This is a genomic window from Dactylosporangium sp. CS-047395, from assembly GCF_050942185.1.
Taxonomy (GTDB): domain Bacteria; phylum Actinomycetota; class Actinomycetes; order Mycobacteriales; family Micromonosporaceae; genus Dactylosporangium.
Window position 1 is genome coordinate 985,743 of the sequence record NZ_CP192015.1, and the last position, 17,956, is coordinate 1,003,698.

14 protein-coding genes are annotated in these 17,956 nt (G+C 72.4%); 5 read left to right on the plus strand and 9 right to left on the minus strand.

Annotated elements, in window-relative coordinates:
- Nucleotides 1-295: 295 nt before the first annotated feature.
- The 5 genes from ACQP00_RS04595 to ACQP00_RS04615 form a co-directional block, all read right to left on the minus strand.
- On the minus strand, nt 296-481 hold the full coding sequence (locus ACQP00_RS04595) for an exodeoxyribonuclease VII small subunit (protein WP_433214770.1): 186 nt from the start codon (nt 479-481) through the stop codon (nt 296-298).
- A gap of 48 nt (nt 482-529) precedes the next feature.
- Entirely contained in the window at nt 530-1,351 is an 822-nt protein-coding gene (locus tag ACQP00_RS04600; RefSeq protein ID WP_433214773.1) for a GNAT family N-acetyltransferase, read from the minus strand.
- Between the two features lie 457 nt (nt 1,352-1,808).
- Nucleotides 1,809-3,020 (minus strand): exodeoxyribonuclease VII large subunit, encoded by a 1,212-nt coding sequence (gene xseA, locus ACQP00_RS04605; protein ID WP_433214776.1) that lies wholly within the window; start codon nt 3,018-3,020, stop codon nt 1,809-1,811.
- A 34-nt stretch (nt 3,021-3,054) separates the two neighbouring features.
- Complete coding sequence (locus ACQP00_RS04610; RefSeq protein WP_433214779.1) at nt 3,055-3,696, minus strand: response regulator; 642 nt, start codon at nt 3,694-3,696, stop codon at nt 3,055-3,057.
- The gene (locus ACQP00_RS04615) at nt 3,684-4,922 is read right to left on the minus strand and encodes a sensor histidine kinase (RefSeq protein WP_433214782.1); all 1,239 of its coding nucleotides are present in this window, start codon (nt 4,920-4,922) and stop codon (nt 3,684-3,686) included. Before ACQP00_RS04615 ends, ACQP00_RS04610 begins: the two co-directional genes overlap by 13 nt.
- Before the next feature lie 113 nt (nt 4,923-5,035).
- On the opposite strand from ACQP00_RS04615, the gene ACQP00_RS04620 reads away from it, so the two are divergent.
- The 3 genes from ACQP00_RS04620 to ACQP00_RS04630 all read left to right on the plus strand — a co-directional run bounded on the left by ACQP00_RS04620 (nt 5,036) and on the right by ACQP00_RS04630 (nt 9,266).
- The gene (locus ACQP00_RS04620; protein ID WP_433214785.1) at nt 5,036-5,791 is read left to right on the plus strand and encodes an ABC transporter ATP-binding protein; all 756 of its coding nucleotides are present in this window, start codon (nt 5,036-5,038) and stop codon (nt 5,789-5,791) included.
- Nucleotides 5,792-5,870: 79 nt separating this feature from the next.
- Nucleotides 5,871-8,198: an FtsX-like permease family protein gene (locus tag ACQP00_RS04625; protein ID WP_433214788.1), complete on the plus strand. Its 2,328-nt coding sequence runs from the start codon at nt 5,871-5,873 to the stop codon at nt 8,196-8,198.
- Nucleotides 8,199-8,273: 75 nt separating this feature from the next.
- Nucleotides 8,274-9,266, plus strand: coding sequence for a 4-hydroxy-3-methylbut-2-enyl diphosphate reductase (locus ACQP00_RS04630; protein WP_433214791.1), 993 nt, complete (start codon nt 8,274-8,276; stop codon nt 9,264-9,266).
- A gap of 409 nt (nt 9,267-9,675) precedes the next feature.
- Here the strand turns inward: ACQP00_RS04630 and ACQP00_RS04635 are convergent, their stop codons facing one another.
- Nucleotides 9,676-10,851, minus strand: coding sequence for a DNA recombination protein RmuC (locus tag ACQP00_RS04635; protein WP_433214794.1), 1,176 nt, complete (start codon nt 10,849-10,851; stop codon nt 9,676-9,678).
- Between the two features lie 10 nt (nt 10,852-10,861).
- Between ACQP00_RS04635 and ACQP00_RS04640 the strand changes: the two genes are divergently transcribed.
- Nucleotides 10,862-11,671, plus strand: coding sequence for a hypothetical protein (locus ACQP00_RS04640; protein ID WP_433214797.1), 810 nt, complete (start codon nt 10,862-10,864; stop codon nt 11,669-11,671).
- Nucleotides 11,672-11,975: 304 nt separating this feature from the next.
- Nucleotides 11,976-12,326: a hypothetical protein gene (locus ACQP00_RS04645; protein WP_433214800.1), complete on the plus strand. Its 351-nt coding sequence runs from the start codon at nt 11,976-11,978 to the stop codon at nt 12,324-12,326.
- Nucleotides 12,327-12,394: 68 nt separating this feature from the next.
- On the opposite strand, the gene ACQP00_RS04650 is transcribed toward ACQP00_RS04645, so the two are convergent.
- From ACQP00_RS04650 to ACQP00_RS04660, 3 genes are all read right to left on the minus strand, one after another.
- Nucleotides 12,395-14,212, minus strand: coding sequence for a tetratricopeptide repeat protein (locus ACQP00_RS04650; RefSeq protein ID WP_433214803.1), 1,818 nt, complete (start codon nt 14,210-14,212; stop codon nt 12,395-12,397).
- A gap of 186 nt (nt 14,213-14,398) precedes the next feature.
- A complete protein-coding gene (locus tag ACQP00_RS04655) occupies nt 14,399-16,183 on the minus strand; it encodes an ABC transporter ATP-binding protein (protein WP_433214806.1) in 1,785 nt (594 codons plus the stop codon).
- Nucleotides 16,173-17,864, minus strand: coding sequence for an ABC transporter ATP-binding protein (locus ACQP00_RS04660; protein WP_433223690.1), 1,692 nt, complete (start codon nt 17,862-17,864; stop codon nt 16,173-16,175). Before ACQP00_RS04660 ends, ACQP00_RS04655 begins: the two co-directional genes overlap by 11 nt.
- Nucleotides 17,865-17,956 lie beyond the last annotated feature (92 nt).

Sequence of the window (17,956 nt, forward strand, 5' to 3'; positions counted from 1 at the left end):
TTCTTTGCCCACCGGTCGAGGTTTTTCGCGCACCGGTCGAGTTTCCTTGTGCACCGGGCGCGCCCTAAGCCAGCTGGATCGGTAGCGATTTCAGGTGAGCTGCCCCCGCGCGCCGCTGCGACGTCGGGCGGGCCGATTCGTGACGCACCGGGTAGTGCTGCGGCGTCACGACGCCATGTTCATCCGGCGCGCCCACGCGTGCTGGATCGGGCGGTGCTGAGGCGTCAGGACTCGGTGGCGGCCAGGACTCGGTGGCGGCCGGACTCCGTGGCGGCCGGAACTCGGTGGGGGTGCGTCAGGACTCGGTGGGGGTCAGGCGTGCCCGGGCGGCGTCGAGCCAGCGCTGACAGATGGCGGCGAGCTCCTCGCCGCGCTCCCAGAGCGCCAGCGATTCCTCGAGCGTCGACCCGCCGGACTCCAGCCGCTCGACGACGGTCGCCAGCTCGGCGCGCGCCTGCTCGTACGTCAGCGTCTCACTCACCCCGAGAACCCTACGCGACCGCCCGCACGCTCCGCCGGGGCGCGCCGGTCAGGCGGTGTACGACAGGAACAGCACGGAGTCGGCACGGCTGAAGCCGACCCGGGCATAGACCCGCTCCTGCGCATCCCCGGCCGGCGTGAGGAAGGCCAGCGTCGCCCCCGCCTCGAACGCGGCCCGTGTCAGTTGGAGGGTGAGCGCGGCACCAAGACCCCTCCGCTCGTACTGCGGCCGAACCGCGATCCCCGCCACCTCGCTGATCCCGTCCCGCACCGTGGCCGCGACACCGCCACCGGCCACCGTGCCCGTCGCGATCTCCCGGGCCAGCAGCTGCAACTGTCCCGCCTTGGCCTTGGCCCGGGTGCTGCTGACGTGAGCGGCGGTGGGCGGCCCTTCCCCGAACGCCTCGTGCTGCGCGGCCAGCATCGCCTCGATCTCGTCATCCGTAGATGGCGCGACCAGCTCAAACCCGTCCGGCGTAGGCTGATCGACAACGGTCGCGGGCGTACATTCCATGAGCGGCAGCCGATCGGCCACGACGAAGCCCGCGGCAACCAGAGCCGGCTCGACCAGCGGCGCCAGCCCCGGCATGTACTCCAACCGCGGCGTCCGCCCCCGACTGCTGAACGCCGAAATCAGCGCCTCAATGTCAGCCGCGCTGGGCTCGGCGCCGGGTGCGGGGATCGCGTAGTTGACGTACACATTGGCGTCATGCCCGGTGATCGTGACCGTGAACGGCCCGACCTGGACCACCTCCCGGCCCCCCTTGGCGCTAGCCAGCATGTACTCCTGCAGCCGTTGCGACATGCTCACCTTCCCGCAGATACCACCCGGAACGCAGAAACCACCCGGAAACGGGCCGACCGTCATCATCGCGCATGAATGGCAGACGTCAAGTGCGTTCCGCCGCCTCGAACGCACCCTGCCAAAACGCCCCCGCCCCCACCCGCCCACAGTCCAGCGCCCTCCGCGGAAGCGCCCCGCCCACCGTCCGCGACCACGCAAAAGCGCGCCGCCGACGGTCACCGGTCAGCTGTCGTGGTCAGCTGTCGTGGTCAGCGCCGTGCCGACGTCAAGTATCAGCGGTCGCCGCGCCCCGCTGACGTCGGTGCCCGGCCGGTGTCAGAAGCCCGCCGTCGCGATCCTGCTCGCCGGCATCGTCGGCACCTTCTGCGTGGTCAGCTCGCCTGGGCCAGGCGGATGCGTAGGGCTTCGTCGGCGGCGACCTCCTTCGGGGAGCGCAGGACCGCGCCGTCGATGCGTTGGACGATGGCGTAGCCCCGTTGCCGGGCCGCGGACGGGAACAGGGTGCGCAGGCGCCCAGCCGGCGTCAGGAGCCGGCCGTCGCGGTCAGTTCGCCCTCGGCCAGGCGGATGCGTAGGGCTTCGTCGGCGGTCACCTCCTTCGGGGAGCGTACGACCGCGCCGTCGGTGCGTTGGACGATGGCGTAGCCGCGTTGCAGGGTCGCGGACGGCGACAGGGTGCGCAGGCGGGCCAGGGTGTGGTCGAGTTCGGTGCCGGCGCGGTCCAAGCGGTGGGTCAGGTTGCGGGTCGCGCGGGCCTGCAGGGCGGTGACCTCCGCTGCCCGGGTGTCGACCATGGTGAGGGGGCGGGCGATCGACGGGCGGGAGCGCAGGGCGTCGAGGCGGTGCTGTTCGCGGTCGAGCAGTCCGCGCAGGGCGCGGTCGAGGCGTTGTTTGGCCTGGCCGATGAGGCGCAGTTCGTCGCCCAGGTCGGGCACGATGCGCTTGGCCGCGTCGGTCGGGGTGGAGGCGCGGAGGTCGGCCACGAAGTCGACGAGCGGTACGTCGGTCTCGTGGCCGATGGCCGACACGATCGGGGTGCGGCAGGCGAAGACCGCGCGGCACAGGGCCTCGTCGGAGAAGGGGAGCAAATCCTCGATCGAGCCTCCGCCGCGGGCGAGGACGATCACGTCGATGGACTCGTCGCGGTCGAGCACGGCCAGGGCGTCGAGGATTTGCGGTACCGCGGAAGGGCCCTGAACGGCCACGTTGATGACCCTGAAGTCGATCGTCGGCCAGCGGCGCCTGGCGTTGGTGAGCACGTCGCGCTCGGCGGCGCTGGCCCGGCCCGTGACGAGGCCGATGCGGCGGGGCAGGAAGGGCAGGCGGCGTTTGCGCTCGCGGGCGAACAGGCCCTCGGCGGCCAGGAGCTTCTTGAGCTGCTCCAGGCGGGCCAGCAGCTCGCCCACGCCGACCTGGCGGATCTCGTCGGCGCGCAGGCTCAGCGAGCCGCGCGCGGCGTAGAACTCGGGGCGGGCGTGCACCACGATGCGCGCGCCCTCGTTGAGGCCGGGGGCGCCGAGGTCGACGACGTCGCGGTTGGTGGTCACGGTGAGGCTCAGGTCGGCCGACGGGTCGCGCAGGGTCAGGAAGACGGTGCTGGTGCCCGGGCGGCGGGTGACCTGCGCGACCTGGCCGTCGACCCAGATCCAGCCGAGCCGATTGATCCACTGGCCGATCTTCTGGCTGACGACCCGGACCGGCCAGGGCTTGTCACTGCTCGAAGCCTCATCCGTCATGCCAACACCCTAGCCACGCGGTACGACAAAAACGTCATCCCCGCAGGTAGGCCAGCACGGCGCGGACCCGGCGGTGCACGTCGTCGTCGGGCGGCAGGTCGAGCTTGGCGAGCAGCCCGTTGATGTGCTTGGCCACCGCCGCCTCCGACACCACGAGCGCCCGCGCGATCGCCGCGTTCGAGCGGCCCTCGGCCATCAGGGCGAGCACCTCCCGCTCGCGCGGGGTCAGCCGGGCCAGGGGATCGCGACGGCGGCCGAGCAGCTGCGCGACCACCTCCGGATCGACGACGGTGTGTCCGGCGGCCACCCGCGAGACGGCGTCGGCGAACTCGGCCACGTCGCCGATGCGGTCCTTGAGCAGGTACCCGACCCCGGCGCGCCGCCCCGACTCGAGCAGTTCGGCGGCGTAGGTCTGCTCGATGTACTGGCTGAGCACCAACACCGGCAGCCCCGGATCCTCGGCCCGCAGCCGAATCGCCGCCTGCAGCCCCTCGTCGCTGAACCCGGGCGGCATCCGCACGTCGGTGATCACGAGATCGGGTCTGTCGGCCCGCACCGCTTCGATCAGCTCCGTCGCATCGCCCACCGCCGCCACGACCTCGTGCCCGAAACGACGCAGCAATCCGGCAATACCCTCGCGGATGAGCACACCGTCCTCCGCGATCACAACCCGCAAGGCAACTCCACGTGTACCACCGTAGGCCCCCCGACCGGACTCGCCAGCGCCACCGTCCCGCCCGCCGCCGCCACTCGATCGGCAAGCCCGGAGAGCCCGCTTCCGCGCGCCGGATCCGCGCCCCCGCGCCCGTCGTCGCGCACCTGCACGGTGAGCCGCCCCGCCGACACCGAGGCCACCACCCGCGCCCGCGCCGCCGCGCTGTGCTTGGCCACGTTGGCGAGGGCCTCCACGACGACGAAGTACGCGCACGCCTCCACGGCCCCCGGCAACCGCTCCGGCAGCGCCAGGTCCACCTCGACCGGCAACGGCGCCCGGTCCGCCACCTCGCGCAACGCCGCGTGCAGGCCGCGGTCGGAAAGGATCTTCGGGTGTACGCCCCGAATCAGCTCCCGCAACTCGCCCAGCGCCTCCTTCGCGAGGTCGTGCGCCTGCGCGACCGAGCGCGCGGCGGGGGAGTCGGCCGGCAGCTCCAACCGGGCGAGCCCGAGCTGCATGCTCAACGCGAGCAGGCGCTGCTGCGCCCCGTCGTGCAGGTCGCGCTCGATGCGGCGGCGCTCCACCTCGAACGCGTCGACGAGCCGCGCGCGGGAGCGGGCCACCTCGGTCAGTTCGGCGTCCAGTTCCATGCGCGGCCCGAGCACGGCCTGCGTGATCGCGGCGCGGGCGGCGGCCCAGGCGGTCATCGGGTACAAGAGAAGGATCCCGAAGGCGATGCCGAAGAACGCTCCGAGGATGGGCAGCGCCCGCGGGGTGTCGTCGTTGATGTAGATCGGGCCGCCGACGAGCGCGCCGACGATGTACAGCCACAGCGCGACGACCATCCCGTCGAGCCAGCACAGGGCCGTGCACATCAGCATCGTGTACCCGAGCTCGCGCCACGTCGCCGGCTCCCACAGCCGCGTGGTGACCCAGGCGCGCAGGCCGGGGCGGTCGGGGCGGCGGTGCGGGTCGCTGAGCCGTACGTCGTCCACGAGCCGCAGCCGGCGCCGCTCGATGCGGGCCACCACGATGCCGGACAGCGCCGCGGCCAGGAAGCCGGCCAGCCCGATCACGCACAGGGTCAGCGCCGCCCCGCCGACCAGCAGGCCGAGCAGCACCAGGCCGGTGGCGATGCCGAGCAGGCCCCCCGAGGCGAGGTACAGCAACGCGCGCCACGGCCACCGCGAGGTCAGGAACCGCCGCGGCGGCAACCGTAGCGCGTCCATGACAGAGCGGGGGCGCATGCTGCCGACCGTACCGGCGAAGGATTGAAACTGCGGTAGTGCTGGCGTTACCCGCAGGTCTCACCGCCGCGCGACTGTGCCGGAGCGCGTCTCCCGCTTCGATCGACGGTGTGATGACGACCTTGCAGACCCACCAGGCGGTCGAGCTGTGGTCCGTGACCCGGCGCTACGGCGCGGGCGAGCACGCGGTGACCGCCCTCGATGACGTATCCGTCCAGTTCGCCCCGGCCAGCTTCACCGCGGTGATGGGCCCGTCCGGCTCCGGCAAGTCGACGCTGCTGCACTGCGCGGCCGGGCTCGACCGGGCCACCGCCGGCCGGGTGCTCATCGACGGCGTGGAGCTCGGCCCGCTGTCGGAGAAGGCGCTCACCCGGCTGCGGCGCGACCGCGTCGGCTTCGTCTTCCAGGCCTTCAACCTCGTGGCCGCGCTCAGCGCCGCGCAGAACGTCGAGCTGCCGCTGCGGCTGGCCGGCCGCCGCGCCACGCCCGGGCAGGTCGCCGCGGTGCTGGCCGAGGTCGGGCTGGCCGAGCGGGCCGGGCACCGCCCGAGCGAGCTGTCCGGCGGGCAGCAGCAGCGGGTGGCGATCGCCCGCGCCCTCGTGACCGCGCCCGCCGTGCTCTTCGCCGACGAGCCGACCGGCGCGCTGGACAACGCGGCGTCGCGCGAGGTGCTGCGGCTGCTGCGCGCCGCGGTGGATCGCCACGCGCAGACGGTCGTGATGGTCACCCACGACCCGCTCGCGGCCGCGCACGCCGACCGCGTGCTGTTCCTGGCCGACGGGCGGATCGTCGACGAACTGCGGGAGCCACGCGGCGCCGAGCAGATCGCCGCGCGGATGGCGCACCTGGAGACGGGGGCGGCGCGATGAGCCCGGCCATGCTGCGCGAGCCGCGCGGCGCCGAGCGGATCGCCGCGCGGATGGCGCACCTGGAGACGGGGGTGGCGCGATGAGCGTGGCGATGCTGCGGTACCGATGGAGCCTGTTCTTCGGCACTTTCCTCGCCCTCCTGCTGGGCGTGGCGGTGCTCTCCGGCAGCCTGTCGCTCTGGGCCGCCGCGCAACCGCGCGTGCCCGACGCGCTCGCCGGGGCGCCGATCATCGTGGCGGCGCCGCGGTTCGACCCGCCCGAGGGCGGCTTCCCGACCTATCGCCCCTGGTCGGACGCGGAACTGGACCGGCTGACCACCGCCCTCGCCGCGGTCCCGGGCATCGCCGCGGCCGTCCCCGACCGCCCGTTCTACGTGCAGCGCCTCGTGGACGGAGCGCCGGTGGGCGACCCCCGCGATTCCCTCCACAGTGGACGGACGTGGGCCGGGGCGGAGGCGCAGCACCACGCGCTGCGAGCCGGCGCCGCTCCCGCGCGCGACGGCGACGTGGTGGTGGACGCCGCGCTCGGGGTGCCGGTCGGTGCGACGCTGCCCGTGGTGACCGCGGCCGGCCCGGCGACCTGGACCGTCACTGGCACCACCGACCGGCCCGGCTTCTACGTCGCCGACGCCACGGCGGCCGCGCTGTCCGGCGGCGCGCGCTTCATCGCCCTGAGCCTGACGCCGCGCGCGGACGCGTCCGACGTCGCCGCCCGCCTGCCCGCTGTGCTGGGCGAACTCGGCGGCGTGCTGACCGGCGACGCGCGCGGCGCGGCCGAGCCTGAGCGCGACCGCGGTACGCGCTGGATCGGCGCCCAGCTGATCATCGCCACGGTCTTCGTCGGCACCTTCGTCGCGATCTTCGTGGTCGCCTCGACCTGCGCGTTCGCGGTGTCCCAGCGCCGCCGCGAGCTGGCCCTGCTGCGCGCGGTCGGGGCCACCCCGGGCCAGGTACGCCGCCTGCTGCTCGGCGAGGCCCTGCTCGTCGCGCTCGCCGCCGGCGTCCCGGGCGCGCTGCTCGGCGCCGCGCTCGCCCCGCTGCTGCGCGGCCCGTTCATCGCCACCGGCCTGGAGCCGACCGGGTTCGAGGTCGGCTTCACCTGGTGGGCGCCCGCGGTCGCGCTCGCGGTCGGGCTGGTCGTGGCCGTGCTCGGGGTGTGGCTGTCGGCCCGCCGCGCCGGCAAGGTCCCGCCGCTGGACGCGCTGCGGGTGGCCGCGGCCGAGCCCCGCCCGATGACCCTGTCGCGCTGGCTGACCGGCGGGGCGCTGCTGCTGCTGGGAGCCGGCCTGGCCGGGCTGCTGCCGTCGTCCACGGCCGAGCAGAAGCCCACCCTGGTGCTGGTTTCCGCGATGGTACTGCTGGTAGCCGCCGCCCTCCTCGCCCCCGTCATCGTGGTGCCGGTGGTGCGGCTGGTCACCTGGCCGGCCCGGCGCGGCGCCACCGGCCTGCTCGTCCGCGAGGGCGCGCGCGTGTCGGCCCGCCGCGTCGCCGGCACCGCCGCTCCCGTGCTCGCCGCGGTCGGCTTCGCGGTGCTGCTGGTCGGCACGTACCAGACGGCGAACGAGGCGGTCGGCATCGAGGACACCGCGAAGATCCCCGAGCTCGCCGTGGCCGCGCGGTCGGATGCGAGCCCGGGCCTGTCCGAGGCGGCGACCCAGGCCCAGCCCGGCCGCTCCGAGCTGCCCAGCACCGTGTACCTCGCGTCCGGGCGCCCCGTGGACGCGACCGGCACCAAGGTCGACGGCCTGACCGCGGCGCCCTCGCTGGGCTGGACGGCCGGCGACACTGTTCCATTGCGGTTTGCCGATGGAGTTGTACTGCCGGTGCCAGTGGCCGCCGTCTCCTCCGACCTCGCCGAGGACTCCGTCCAGTTGCCGCGCGACCTGGTGCGCACTCACGACCCGGCCGCGCTGACCGACGTCGTCCACCTCGCGGGCGACTTCGTGCCGTCACCCGGCGCGGAGCGGATGACGTCGCGGCGGTACGTCGAGCGCGAGGCCGCCGAGGAGGGCGACCTCATCCAGCTCTTCCTGACCGTCCTGCTGGGCATCTCGGTCGGCTACACGGCCCTGGCGGTGGCGAACACGCTGCTCATGGCCACGAACGCGCGCCGCCCGGAGTTCCTGACCCTGTCCCGCGCGGGCGCCACGACAGGCCAGACCGCGCGCGTGGTGGTGAGCGAGGCGTTACTGGCGGTGCTGGTGGGATCAATGTTGGGGTTGGCGGTGGCGGTACCGGCATTGTTCGAGGCCCGCGCCGGCCTGCAGGACGAGATCGGCGCGGCGGTGACGCTGGTCATGCCCTGGGGAACGCTGGCCGCGGTGGTGGGCGCCTGCGGCGTCCTCGCGGCGGTGGCGGCCGCCCTGCCGCTGCGCCGCGGCACAGCGCGGCCTTCGCCAATGGTGTGACGCTGGTCATGTCGTGAGGGCGGAGGCGGCTCGCGGGGATCGGGCGGGCAGGGCGGCGGCACGTACGATGGCGGGGTGACTGCTTCGAAGCGCGTCCTGCTCGCCAAGCCCCGCGGCTACTGCGCCGGTGTGGACCGCGCGGTCCAAACGGTCGAGGAGGCCCTGAAGCTGTACGGCGCGCCGATCTACGTCCGCAAGGAGATCGTGCACAACAAGCACGTGGTCAGCACGCTGCAGGCGCGGGGCGCGATCTTCGTCGAGGAGAACGAGGAGGTGCCCGAGGGCGCCACCGTCGTCTTCTCCGCCCACGGCGTGGCGCCTGAGGTGCACGACCAGGCCAAGGCCCGCTCCCTGCGCGCCATCGACGCGACCTGCCCGCTGGTCACCAAGGTCCACCAGGAGGCCCGCCGCTTCGCCGCGGACGACTACGACATCCTGCTCATCGGCCACGAAGGCCATGAAGAGGTCATCGGTACGACCGGCGAGGCCCCCGCCCACATCCAGCTCGTCGACGGCCCGGACGGCGCCGACAAGATCACGGTCCGCGATCCGTCGAAGGTGGTCTGGCTCTCCCAGACCACGCTCTCGGTCGACGAGACCCTGGAGACCGTCGCCCGCCTGAAGAAGCGCCTGCCGCTGCTCATGTCCCCGCCGAGCGACGACATCTGCTACGCCACCTCGAACCGCCAGGACGCCGTGAAGGCGATGGCCCCCAACTGCGACATCGTCCTGGTGGTCGGCTCCCAGAACTCCTCCAACTCCCAGCGCCTCCGCGAAGTGGCCGTGGACGCCGGCGCCAAGGCCGGCTACCTGATCGACTACGCCACCGAAATCCAGGAAGACTGGCTCGCGGACGCCACCACGGTCGGCGTGACCTCGGGCGCCTCGGTCCCGGACGAACTGGTCATGGAGGTCCTGGACTTCCTGGCCAAGCGCGGCTTCACCGATGTGGCCGAGATCACCACGGCGCAGGAGAAGCTGGTGTTCTCGCTGCCGCAGGAGCTCAAGCGCGACATGAAGGCCCAGGCCGCCGCCCGCTCCGCCGAGGTGGCCAAGACCCTCTCCTGACCCCGGCCCAACCGGTTCGCTCGGCCGAGGCGACCAACACCCTCACCTGACGCCGCCCCAACCGGTTCGCTCCGTGCCGGGGTGGTCGACGGCGGCGGCGCCGGGTGGCCGACGGCAACCGCGCCGGGCAGTTGACGTAGCGGTGCGGCGTGCGCCTGGTCGACGCTGCCTGCTCGGGTGCGCGGCAGCCGGCCCGTCAGCGCACTAAGTCGACGACTGCGGCGCCGGGTGGTCGACGTCGCGATTCAGCTTGCGCCTGGTCGACGTTGCCTGCTCGGGGTGGGCGGCAGTCGGCCCATCAGCGCACTGAGTCGACGATGTGTAGCGGTCCGGCTCATGGACGGGAACTCTCCACGCACGCAGAACTCGCGGCGGGTCGCGGCGGTTCCGTGGCGGGCAACAAAGCGAGCTACTTGGGCGGCTCCTCCCTCAAGGCGGCCAGCAACGCCTCGTACTCGTCGTCGACCAGTTCCGGGGCCTGCAGCTGCCGGGGTGTGGCCTCGACCTGCGGGGGTGTGGGCAGGGTGTCGCCGCTCACGCCCAATTCGGCCAAGCGGCGGGCGCTCACCAGGACGCGGGCCTCCAGGGAGCCGACCGCGCGGTTGTACGAGGTCACCGCCGTGGTCAGGGAGGTGCCGACCTTGGACAGGTGGTCGCCCATGGTGCTGAGCCGGGCGTACAGTTCGCGGCCGGTCTGGTGGACCTGCAGGGCGTTGGTGGTCAGGGAGTCCTGGCGCCAGGCGTAGGCGATGGTGCGCAGCAGGGCGACCAGGGTGGCGGGCGTAGCCAGGATCACGTTGCGGGCGAAGGCGTGGTCCAGCAGCCCGGGGTCGTGTTGCAGGGCCGCGTCCAGGAAGGTGTCGGCCGGGACGAAGAGGACGACGAACTCCGGGGCGGGCTCGAAGGCGGTCCAGTAGGACTTGGCCGACAGGGACTCGACGTGGGCGCGTACGTGCTTGGCGTGCTGGGTCAGGCGGGCGGTGCGGGTCTGCTCGTCCTGGGACTCGAGCGCGGACAGGTACGCCTCCAGCGGGGCCTTCGCGTCCACCACCACCTGGCGGCCGCCGTGCAGGCGGACGACGAGGTCGGGGCGGACCACGCCGTCCTCGGTGGGGGCGGTCACCTGCTCGTCGAAGTCGCAGTGCTCGAGCATGCCGGCGGCCTCGACGATGCGGCGCAGCTGCTGCTCGCCCCAGCGGCCCCGGACGGTCGGCGCGCGCAGGGCTGAGACCAGGCGTTTCGTCTCGGTGCGGAGCTCGCCGGAGACCTCGTGCATGGCGCGCACCTGCTCGCGGAGGGACTCGTAGGCGCCCACGCGATCGCGCTCCAGCTCGGCCACCCGGCGCTCGTAGCGCAGCAGGGCCTCGTTCAGCGGCGCCACCGCGTCGGCCACCGCGTCCTGGGTCTGGCCGCGCGCCTCCAGGGTCAGGCTGCGCAGGGAGGCCTCCAGGCGCGCCTCGCCGTCCCGGGTCGCCTGCAGGGTCGCCTCCAGTTTGGCCAGGTCGACGGCCGATCGGGAACGGGCGACGTACCAGCCGAGGAGAAGACCGAGCAGCAGGCCGATGATCAGTAGGACGAGATCCACGGTATTCAGCATGCCGCAGGGGTATGACAGAAACCGGTACCGTCGAAGGCATGAGTTACTCGTCCTGGTTGGAGTGGTGACGGTGTTCGGCTTCGGGCGCAGGAAGCGTGAAGCGCAGCAGCTGGCCGATGCGCGGGAGGAGGCCCTGCGCTGGTACGAGCGCCTCGGCGGACAGCTCATGAACCTCTCCGGCGACGAGCCGGCCGTGAAGCAGGCCCTCGTCGACGCGAGCGAGCGATACAACGCGGCCGGTGGACAGCTCGAGCGGTCGACCACGCTGAAGCAGTACGAGCTGGCCCGGGAGACCTCGCTGGAGGGCCTGGCCTACATCCGGGCGGCCCGCACCGCGATGGGGCTCGACCCAGGACCCGACATTCCGCCGCTCGCGGGCGCCCGGGCGGGGCAGATCACCAAGGAGCGCGAGGTCGCCGTCCAGGGTCACTCGTACCGCGCGAGCCCCCAACCCAGCAACGCGACCCCCTACTACTACCCGGGCGGCGCGGTGGCCGGCCGTGGCGTGCCCGGCGGCTGGTACTCCGAGCCCTGGTGGAAGACCGCGCTCGTCGCGGGCGCCTGGGGCATCGGCTCGGTGCTGGTGTTCGACGCGCTGTTCGACAACTCGTTCGGCGACCACGGCTACGACGCCGCGTACAACGCCGGCTTCGACCAGGGCCAGGACCAGGGCTTCGACCAGGGCTTCGACCAGGCCATGGACGACGGCGGCGGCGATGGCGGGGACGGCGGCGACTGGGGCGGCGACGGCGGAGACTGGGGCGGCGACGGCGGCGGCGACTTCGGAGACTTCGGCGGCGACTTCTAGCGCCAAAGACGAAAAGCGCCCAAGACGCAAAGCGCCAAAGACGAGAAGCGGCAAAGGCGAGAAGCGGCTCCGGGCAACCCACGCCCGGAGCCGCTTGCAAAAAGCCGAACACAACAGAGCCGAGCACGCAGAGCCAGGCGCAAAAGAGCCGAGCAACACAGAGCCGGGCGCAAAGAAGCCGAGCACACAGAGCCGGGCGCTAAAAGCCGAGCACAAAAAAGCCGTTGCCGGAAGCTAAATGTCTGACCAAACGCTGTCGCGCACGTGATCGAGTCGGGGCGCGAACGGACCTAGCGTCCCCCGCATGTTCGGATTCGGCCGGAAGCCCGGCGCCAACGCGGTCACCGCCCGCGGCGAGATCGTGCGCGTCGACTTCGGCGCGAAGAGCAACTTCACCGTGCGGGTCCTGGTCATGCCCGACGACACCGCGTCGTTCGAGGCGGACATCAAGGTCAGGCTCCGTGGTACCGCCGCCCCGATGATCGGCGAGGAGACGTGGGTCCGCTACGCGCCCGGCCGCATCGACTTCGACCGCGACCGCATCAAGGACCGCAGCTACGACCGCGTCCGCACGAATCCGGGCCTGCAGAACGTGGTCGATACGCTGTACCGGCACGGAGATCCACCGGTCAGCGTGATCGCCACCGCGCGATGAGCAAAACCGGGCATATACGAAAAATCCGATAAGTCGCGGCGCGCCAGCGCCCGACTTATCGGACAGCACTAGTACCGCGTCTGAGCACCCCGAAGCGCCCGCTCCGCCAGCGCCAGATCCGAGGCTGCCGCCCGAGCGAACGGACTCGACGCCCCGAGCAGCTCCGCATAAACAGCCTGCGCCGCCCGGTACTCCGTGATCGCCTCATCCAGCCGCCCGAGATCGTGCAGCACGCTCGCCAGCCGGTGCCGCGACACGGCGGTGTCCAGATGGACCGGGCCGAGCAGGCGCAGGCGGCTTCCCAGCACCGCCCGGTGCTCCGACTCGGCGTCCGGCAGGCGGCCCGCGTGGTGCAGGGCCGAGGCCAGCAGGCTGCGGCTCATCAGGGTGTCGCGGTGCTCCGGGCCGAGCAGGCGGGCGCGGGCGCGCATCACGGTGCGGTGCTCGTCGATCGCGCGGTCGAGTTCGCCCATGTCCTGGTACACCTTGGCCAGGTTGCTGCGGCTGATCAGCGTCTCCTGGTGGTTGGCGCCGAGCACGCTCGTGCGCGACTCCAGGACGCGCTGGTGCTCCGCCTCCGCGCGGTTCAGGTCGCCCAGCTGGTGGTAGATCGTGGCCAGGTGGCTGCGGCTGGTCAGGGTGTCCGGGTGGTTCTCGCCGAGGATGCGCACCCGGGCGGTCAGCGCCTCGTCGCACTCCACGAGCGCCTCGGCCAGCCGGTCCAGGTCGCGCAGCACCGTCGCGTGCTGGTCGCGGGCGGTCAGCGTGTCCGGGTGGTCCCAGCCGAGGGCGTGGGCGCGGGCGTCGACGATCTCGCGGTACGCCTCCTCGGCCTCTTGCAGTTGACCACGCCAGTGCAGGTCGGTCGCGCGCTGCCAGGTCGCCGAGTCGTCGTAGACGCGCGGGGCGGGGGAGGGGCGGCGGCGCGGCTCCGGGGCGGGCCACTCGACCGGGTCCTCCTCGACCATCTGCTCGGCCTGCGGCGTGCCGTAGACGGTGGAGGACGTCATGTGCGGCAGCACGTCCTCGTCGTCGTCCAGGTGCTGAGCGGGCTGGTGGGGGATCGGCGGAGGCGGCGGAGCCGCGGGCCGCGTCGGCATGCGCACCGGTTCGTACGTCCGCTGCTCGTCATAGGCCGGCTCGTCGTAAGGCGGCTCGAGGTCGTCGAGGATCTCCGACGGGACCTCGATCGGGGACTCGTGGTCGCGCCGGCGCAGCTCGCGGCGCAGCGAGACGATCGCGTCGGAGATGGCGTCCGAGTGGTCGCCGATCCGCCAGGCCACCGCGGCCACCGGCCGGTCCAGCGACGTGCTGAGCTGGCGCACCGAGCCGAGGATCGAGTCGTCCGGCGAGGCGTTGACGATGACCAGGGCGGCCTGGAACGAGGCGGTCTGGCCGACCAGCAGCGCCTGGAGCGTCGCCTGCATGCGCGCGATCGAGAAGCCGGTGCCGGCCCGGATGTCCACGATGATGTGGGCCTCGGACATGGCGATCGGGCCCAGGAAGTACCCGAAGACGGGTTGCAGGCGCTGCCCCTCGCGCCCGGCGGCCTCGTAGAGCGCGGCGTTGGCGCCCTCGTGGTAGGCGATGGCCTGCGGGGCGTGGCCGCGGATGAGCTGCACGAAGCGGTCGTACGCGCCCTCGGCGTCACCCTCCTGCTGGGCCTTGCCGGCCGAGGCGAGCCGCTCCTCGCGGTCGGTGGAGCGGACGTTGATGATCCCGCCGGACAGGCCCGCGAGCCCGACCAGGACCCCGGCGCCGACCAGCGCGGCGGCCCCCGCGGTGCTGCGGAACTGCACCGTCGTCAGCACGCCCAGGCCGACCAGAGCCAGCCCGACGAACACGACGAGAAATCGGGTCTGGCCACTCCAGCGTCCGCCAGTCATCGGTCCTCTTCATCCGCGCCGTATCAGAGTCGTGGTCACGTCCTAGAACAACCGAGACGACCCTCCATAGATCCTTAGCGTGACGAGAATCCTCCCACGAACCGATGTATCCACGGTAGATCGACGGCGTGAACCCCGCCATTCATGCGAACCGACCCGACGAACTGTCGCGTTCCCGACAGTCGGTCAGAGCAGCGAGTCCCGCCATTGGGCGTGCAGCGCGGCGTACTGGCCGCCGCGGTCGATCAGCGCCGAAGGCGGCCCGTCCTCGACGATCCGCCCGCCGGACATGACGAGCACCCGGTCCGCGATCTCCACTGTGGACAGGCGGTGGGCGATGACGAGGGCCGTACGCGAGGCCAGGATCGTGCGCAGCGCGTTCTGCACCGCCCGCTCGCTCGGGATGTCCAGGGAGGACGTCGCCTCGTCGAGAATCAGCACTGCGGGGTCGGCCAGAAAGGCGCGCGCGAACGCCACGAGTTGGCGTTGTCCGGCCGAAAGGCGTCCCCCGCGCTTGCGCACGTCGGTGTCGTAGCCGTCGGGCAGTGCTCGGATGAATGCGTCCGCGCCGATCGCCGCCGCGGCCGCCTCCACCTCGGCCCGCGTCGCGCCCGGGCGGCCGAAGGCGATGTTGTCGGCCACGGTGCCGGAGAACAGGTAGTTCTCCTGGGTCACCATCACCACGGCGCGGCGCAGGTCATCCTCGGCGACCGAGCGCAGGTCGACGCCGTCGAGCGCGACCGTGCCGGCCGTCGGGTCGTAGAAGCGGGCCACGAGCTTGGCCAGGGTGGACTTTCCGGCCCCGGTGGCGCCGACCAGGGCGACCGTCTGCCCGGCCGGGACGAACAGGTCCAGCGGGGGCAGCACGGGGCGCCCGGTGTCGTAGCCGAACTCGACGGCGTCGAACGTCAGCTCGCCCCGCGCCGCGACGATGCGGGTGGGCGACTGGGCTTCCGCGACCGATGGGGGCTCATCCAGTACAGCTGCCAGCTTTTCCAAGGCCGCGGTGGCCGACTGCAGCGTGTTGTAGAACTGCGACAGCTCCTGCATGGGCTCGTAGAACCGGCGCAGATAGAGCAGGAACGCGGCCAGCACCCCGACCTCGGTCTGTCCGTGCAGCACCCGCCAGCCCCCGTAGGTCAGCACGACCGCGATGGACACGTTGCCGATCATCTTGATCGCGGGGGAGTAGGTCGCGACGAGGCGCTGCGCGTGCAGGCTGGCCCGGCGGAAGTCGTCGTTGACGGCGCCGAAGATCTCGTCGTTGCGGCGCTCGCGGCGGAACGCCTGCACCGCGCGGATGCCGCCCAGCGACTCGACGAAGTGGATGATGACCAGCGCGATCGTCTCGCGGGTGCGGCGGTACGCCTTGGCGCTGGCCCGCTGGAACCAGCGCGAGAGCCAGACCAGGAACGGGAACGAGGCGAGCGTGACCAGCGCCAGCGGTGGGTCCAGCCACAGCAGGATGCCGGCCACCGACACCACCGACAGCGCGGCCAGCACCAGGTCGTCCAGGGCGCCGTCGGCGAGCTCGGAGATGTTGTCCACGTCGCTCGTCAGGCGCGCGATGACCCGGCCCGAGGTGAACCGCTCGTGGAAGCCGATGCTCAGTCGCTGCAGGTGGTTGTAGACGCGGGTGCGCAGGTCGAACAGCACCGCGTTGCCGACCCGGCCGGACATGGCCAGGAACGCGCGCCGGGTGCCGAACTCGGCCAGGGTGGCCACCCCGAACAGCACGGTGACGAGCACCAGCGTCGGCGGGTGCCCGATGCCGCGGTCGATGCCGAGCTTGACCAGGTACGGCCCGGCCATCCCGGCCAGGTTCTGGGCCAGCAGCAGCGCGACGAGCACGCCGATCGCGGAACGGTGCGGGCGCAGCAGCGAGCCGAGCAGGCGCCGGCTCGCGACGCGCTCGGTCGGGTCGGGTTCCTCCGCGGCCGTACCGCGCCACCGTTGGACGTCAAGCGCCACGCAACACCTCGCGATAGCCCGGACACGTCGCCAGCAGCTGCGAGTGCGTCCCGATCGCGGCCAGCCGCCCCTCGTCCAGGAACGCGACCCGGTCGGCCAGCGCGATCGTCGACGGCCGGTGTACCACCAGCAGCGCCGTCGTCCCCGCCAGCACCGTGGCCAGCGCGGACTCCACGAGCGCCTCGGTGTGCACGTCCAGGGCGGACAGCGGGTCGTCCAGCACGAGCACCCGCGGCCGCCCCACGACCGCGCGGGCCAGGGCGAGGCGCTGCCGCTGCCCGCCGGACAGCGACAGCCCCTGCTCGCCGATGCGCGTGTCGAGCCCCCACGGCAGCTCATACGCGAACTGGGCCTGCGCGATGTCGAGTGCCTCGGCGATCTCGGCGTCCGTCGCGTCCGCGCGGCCGAGGGTCAGATTCTCGCGGACGCTCATCGAGAACAGGGTGGGGTCCTCGAACGCGGTCCCCACGATGCGGCGCAATGCGTCGAGTTTCAAGTCCCGGATGTCGTACCCGTCGATGCTGATCGATCCCGCATCCACGTCGTACAACCGGGGCACGAGCGAGACCAGCGTGGTCTTCCCGCTGCCGGTGAGCCCGACGATCGCCACCGTCTCGCCCGGCTCCACCTCCAGGTCGATGCCCCGCAGGATCGGCCGCCCGGGCTCGTAGCCGAACCGCACACCGGAGAAGCGCAGCCGGCCCTCCACAGTGGACGGCACTACCGCGTCCGGACGGTCCACGATGGACGGCGGGGTGTCCAGCACCTCGTAGATGCGCACGGACGCGCTCATCGCCTCCTGCGCGTTCGCGATGATCCAGCCCAGGATGTCGATCGGCCAGACGAGCATCACCTGCAGCGCCACGAACGCGACCAGCGTGCCGACCGTCAGCTCACCGCGGGAGACCTGCACCGCCCCGGCCACCAGCACCACCGCGAGCGTCACGTTGGGCACCAGGTCGAACTGCGCGAGCGTGCGCGCCACCATGCGGCTCTTGCCCACGCCGAGGTCGTGCACGTGCCGCGCGCCGCCGGCGAAGAGCGCGCTCATGTGCTCGCGCCGGCCGAACGCGCGGATCACCCGGATGCCCTGCGCGGACTCCTCGACCCGCGTGGTCAGGTCGCCGATCGAGTCCTGCAGCTCGCGGGAGGCGGCGAAGTACCGCGCGGTGAAGCGGCGCACGATCAGGAACAGCGGGATCGCGCTGAGCGCCACGAACACGCCCAGCGGCCAGTACAGGTGGATCAGCAGGGCCGCCACCGCGACGTACGTGGCCAGGTTGAGCACGAAGAAGAACAGCCCGAACGACAGGAACCGCCGGATCGAGGACAGATCGGCGGTCGCGCGGGAGAGCAGCTGCCCGGACTGCCACTTGTCGTGGAACTCGATCGGGAGGCGCTGCAGGTGCGCGTACAGGTCCTCGCGCAGCCGGGCCTCCATGCCCACCGACGACGCCGACTGCGCCCACCGGCGGACGAAGCTGAGCACGCTCTCGGTCATCCCGAGCAGGATCGCCAGGCCGCCGAGCAGCAGCAGCCCGCGGGTGTCGCCGTGGCGCACGGGACCGTCGACGACCCGCTGGATGAGCAGGGGGATCGCGAGGCTGGCGGCGGTGGAGGCGACCGCGGCGACCATCGACCAGGCGGTGAGCGTGTAGTACGGCCGCAGGTAGACCCGCATCCGCCACAGGGCGTGCGCCTTACCAGTGGACCGGCCGTTGGACCGGCCACTGGACCGCCGCGCCTGCGGGGGCGCGGCGGTCGTGGACATCA

What these genes read in the sequence shown, in the direction of transcription:
- ACQP00_RS04600 (WP_433214773.1), bottom strand. Translation starts at nt 1,351, where the DNA reads ATGATGACGGTCGGCCCGTTTCCGGGTGGTTTCTGCGTTCCGGGTGGT.
- xseA (WP_433214776.1), bottom strand. Translation starts at nt 3,020, where the DNA reads ATGACGGATGAGGCTTCGAGCAGTGACAAGCCCTGGCCGGTCCGGGTC.
- ACQP00_RS04615 (WP_433214782.1), bottom strand. Translation starts at nt 4,922, where the DNA reads ATGCGCCCCCGCTCTGTCATGGACGCGCTACGGTTGCCGCCGCGGCGG.
- ACQP00_RS04620 (WP_433214785.1), top strand. Translation starts at nt 5,036, where the DNA reads ATGACGACCTTGCAGACCCACCAGGCGGTCGAGCTGTGGTCCGTGACC.
- ACQP00_RS04625 (WP_433214788.1), top strand. Translation starts at nt 5,871, where the DNA reads ATGAGCGTGGCGATGCTGCGGTACCGATGGAGCCTGTTCTTCGGCACT.
- ACQP00_RS04640 (WP_433214797.1), top strand. Translation starts at nt 10,862, where the DNA reads ATGCCGCAGGGGTATGACAGAAACCGGTACCGTCGAAGGCATGAGTTA.
- ACQP00_RS04645 (WP_433214800.1), top strand. Translation starts at nt 11,976, where the DNA reads ATGTTCGGATTCGGCCGGAAGCCCGGCGCCAACGCGGTCACCGCCCGC.
- ACQP00_RS04650 (WP_433214803.1), bottom strand. Translation starts at nt 14,212, where the DNA reads ATGACTGGCGGACGCTGGAGTGGCCAGACCCGATTTCTCGTCGTGTTC.
- ACQP00_RS04660 (WP_433223690.1), bottom strand. Translation starts at nt 17,864, where the DNA reads ATGCGGGTCTACCTGCGGCCGTACTACACGCTCACCGCCTGGTCGATG.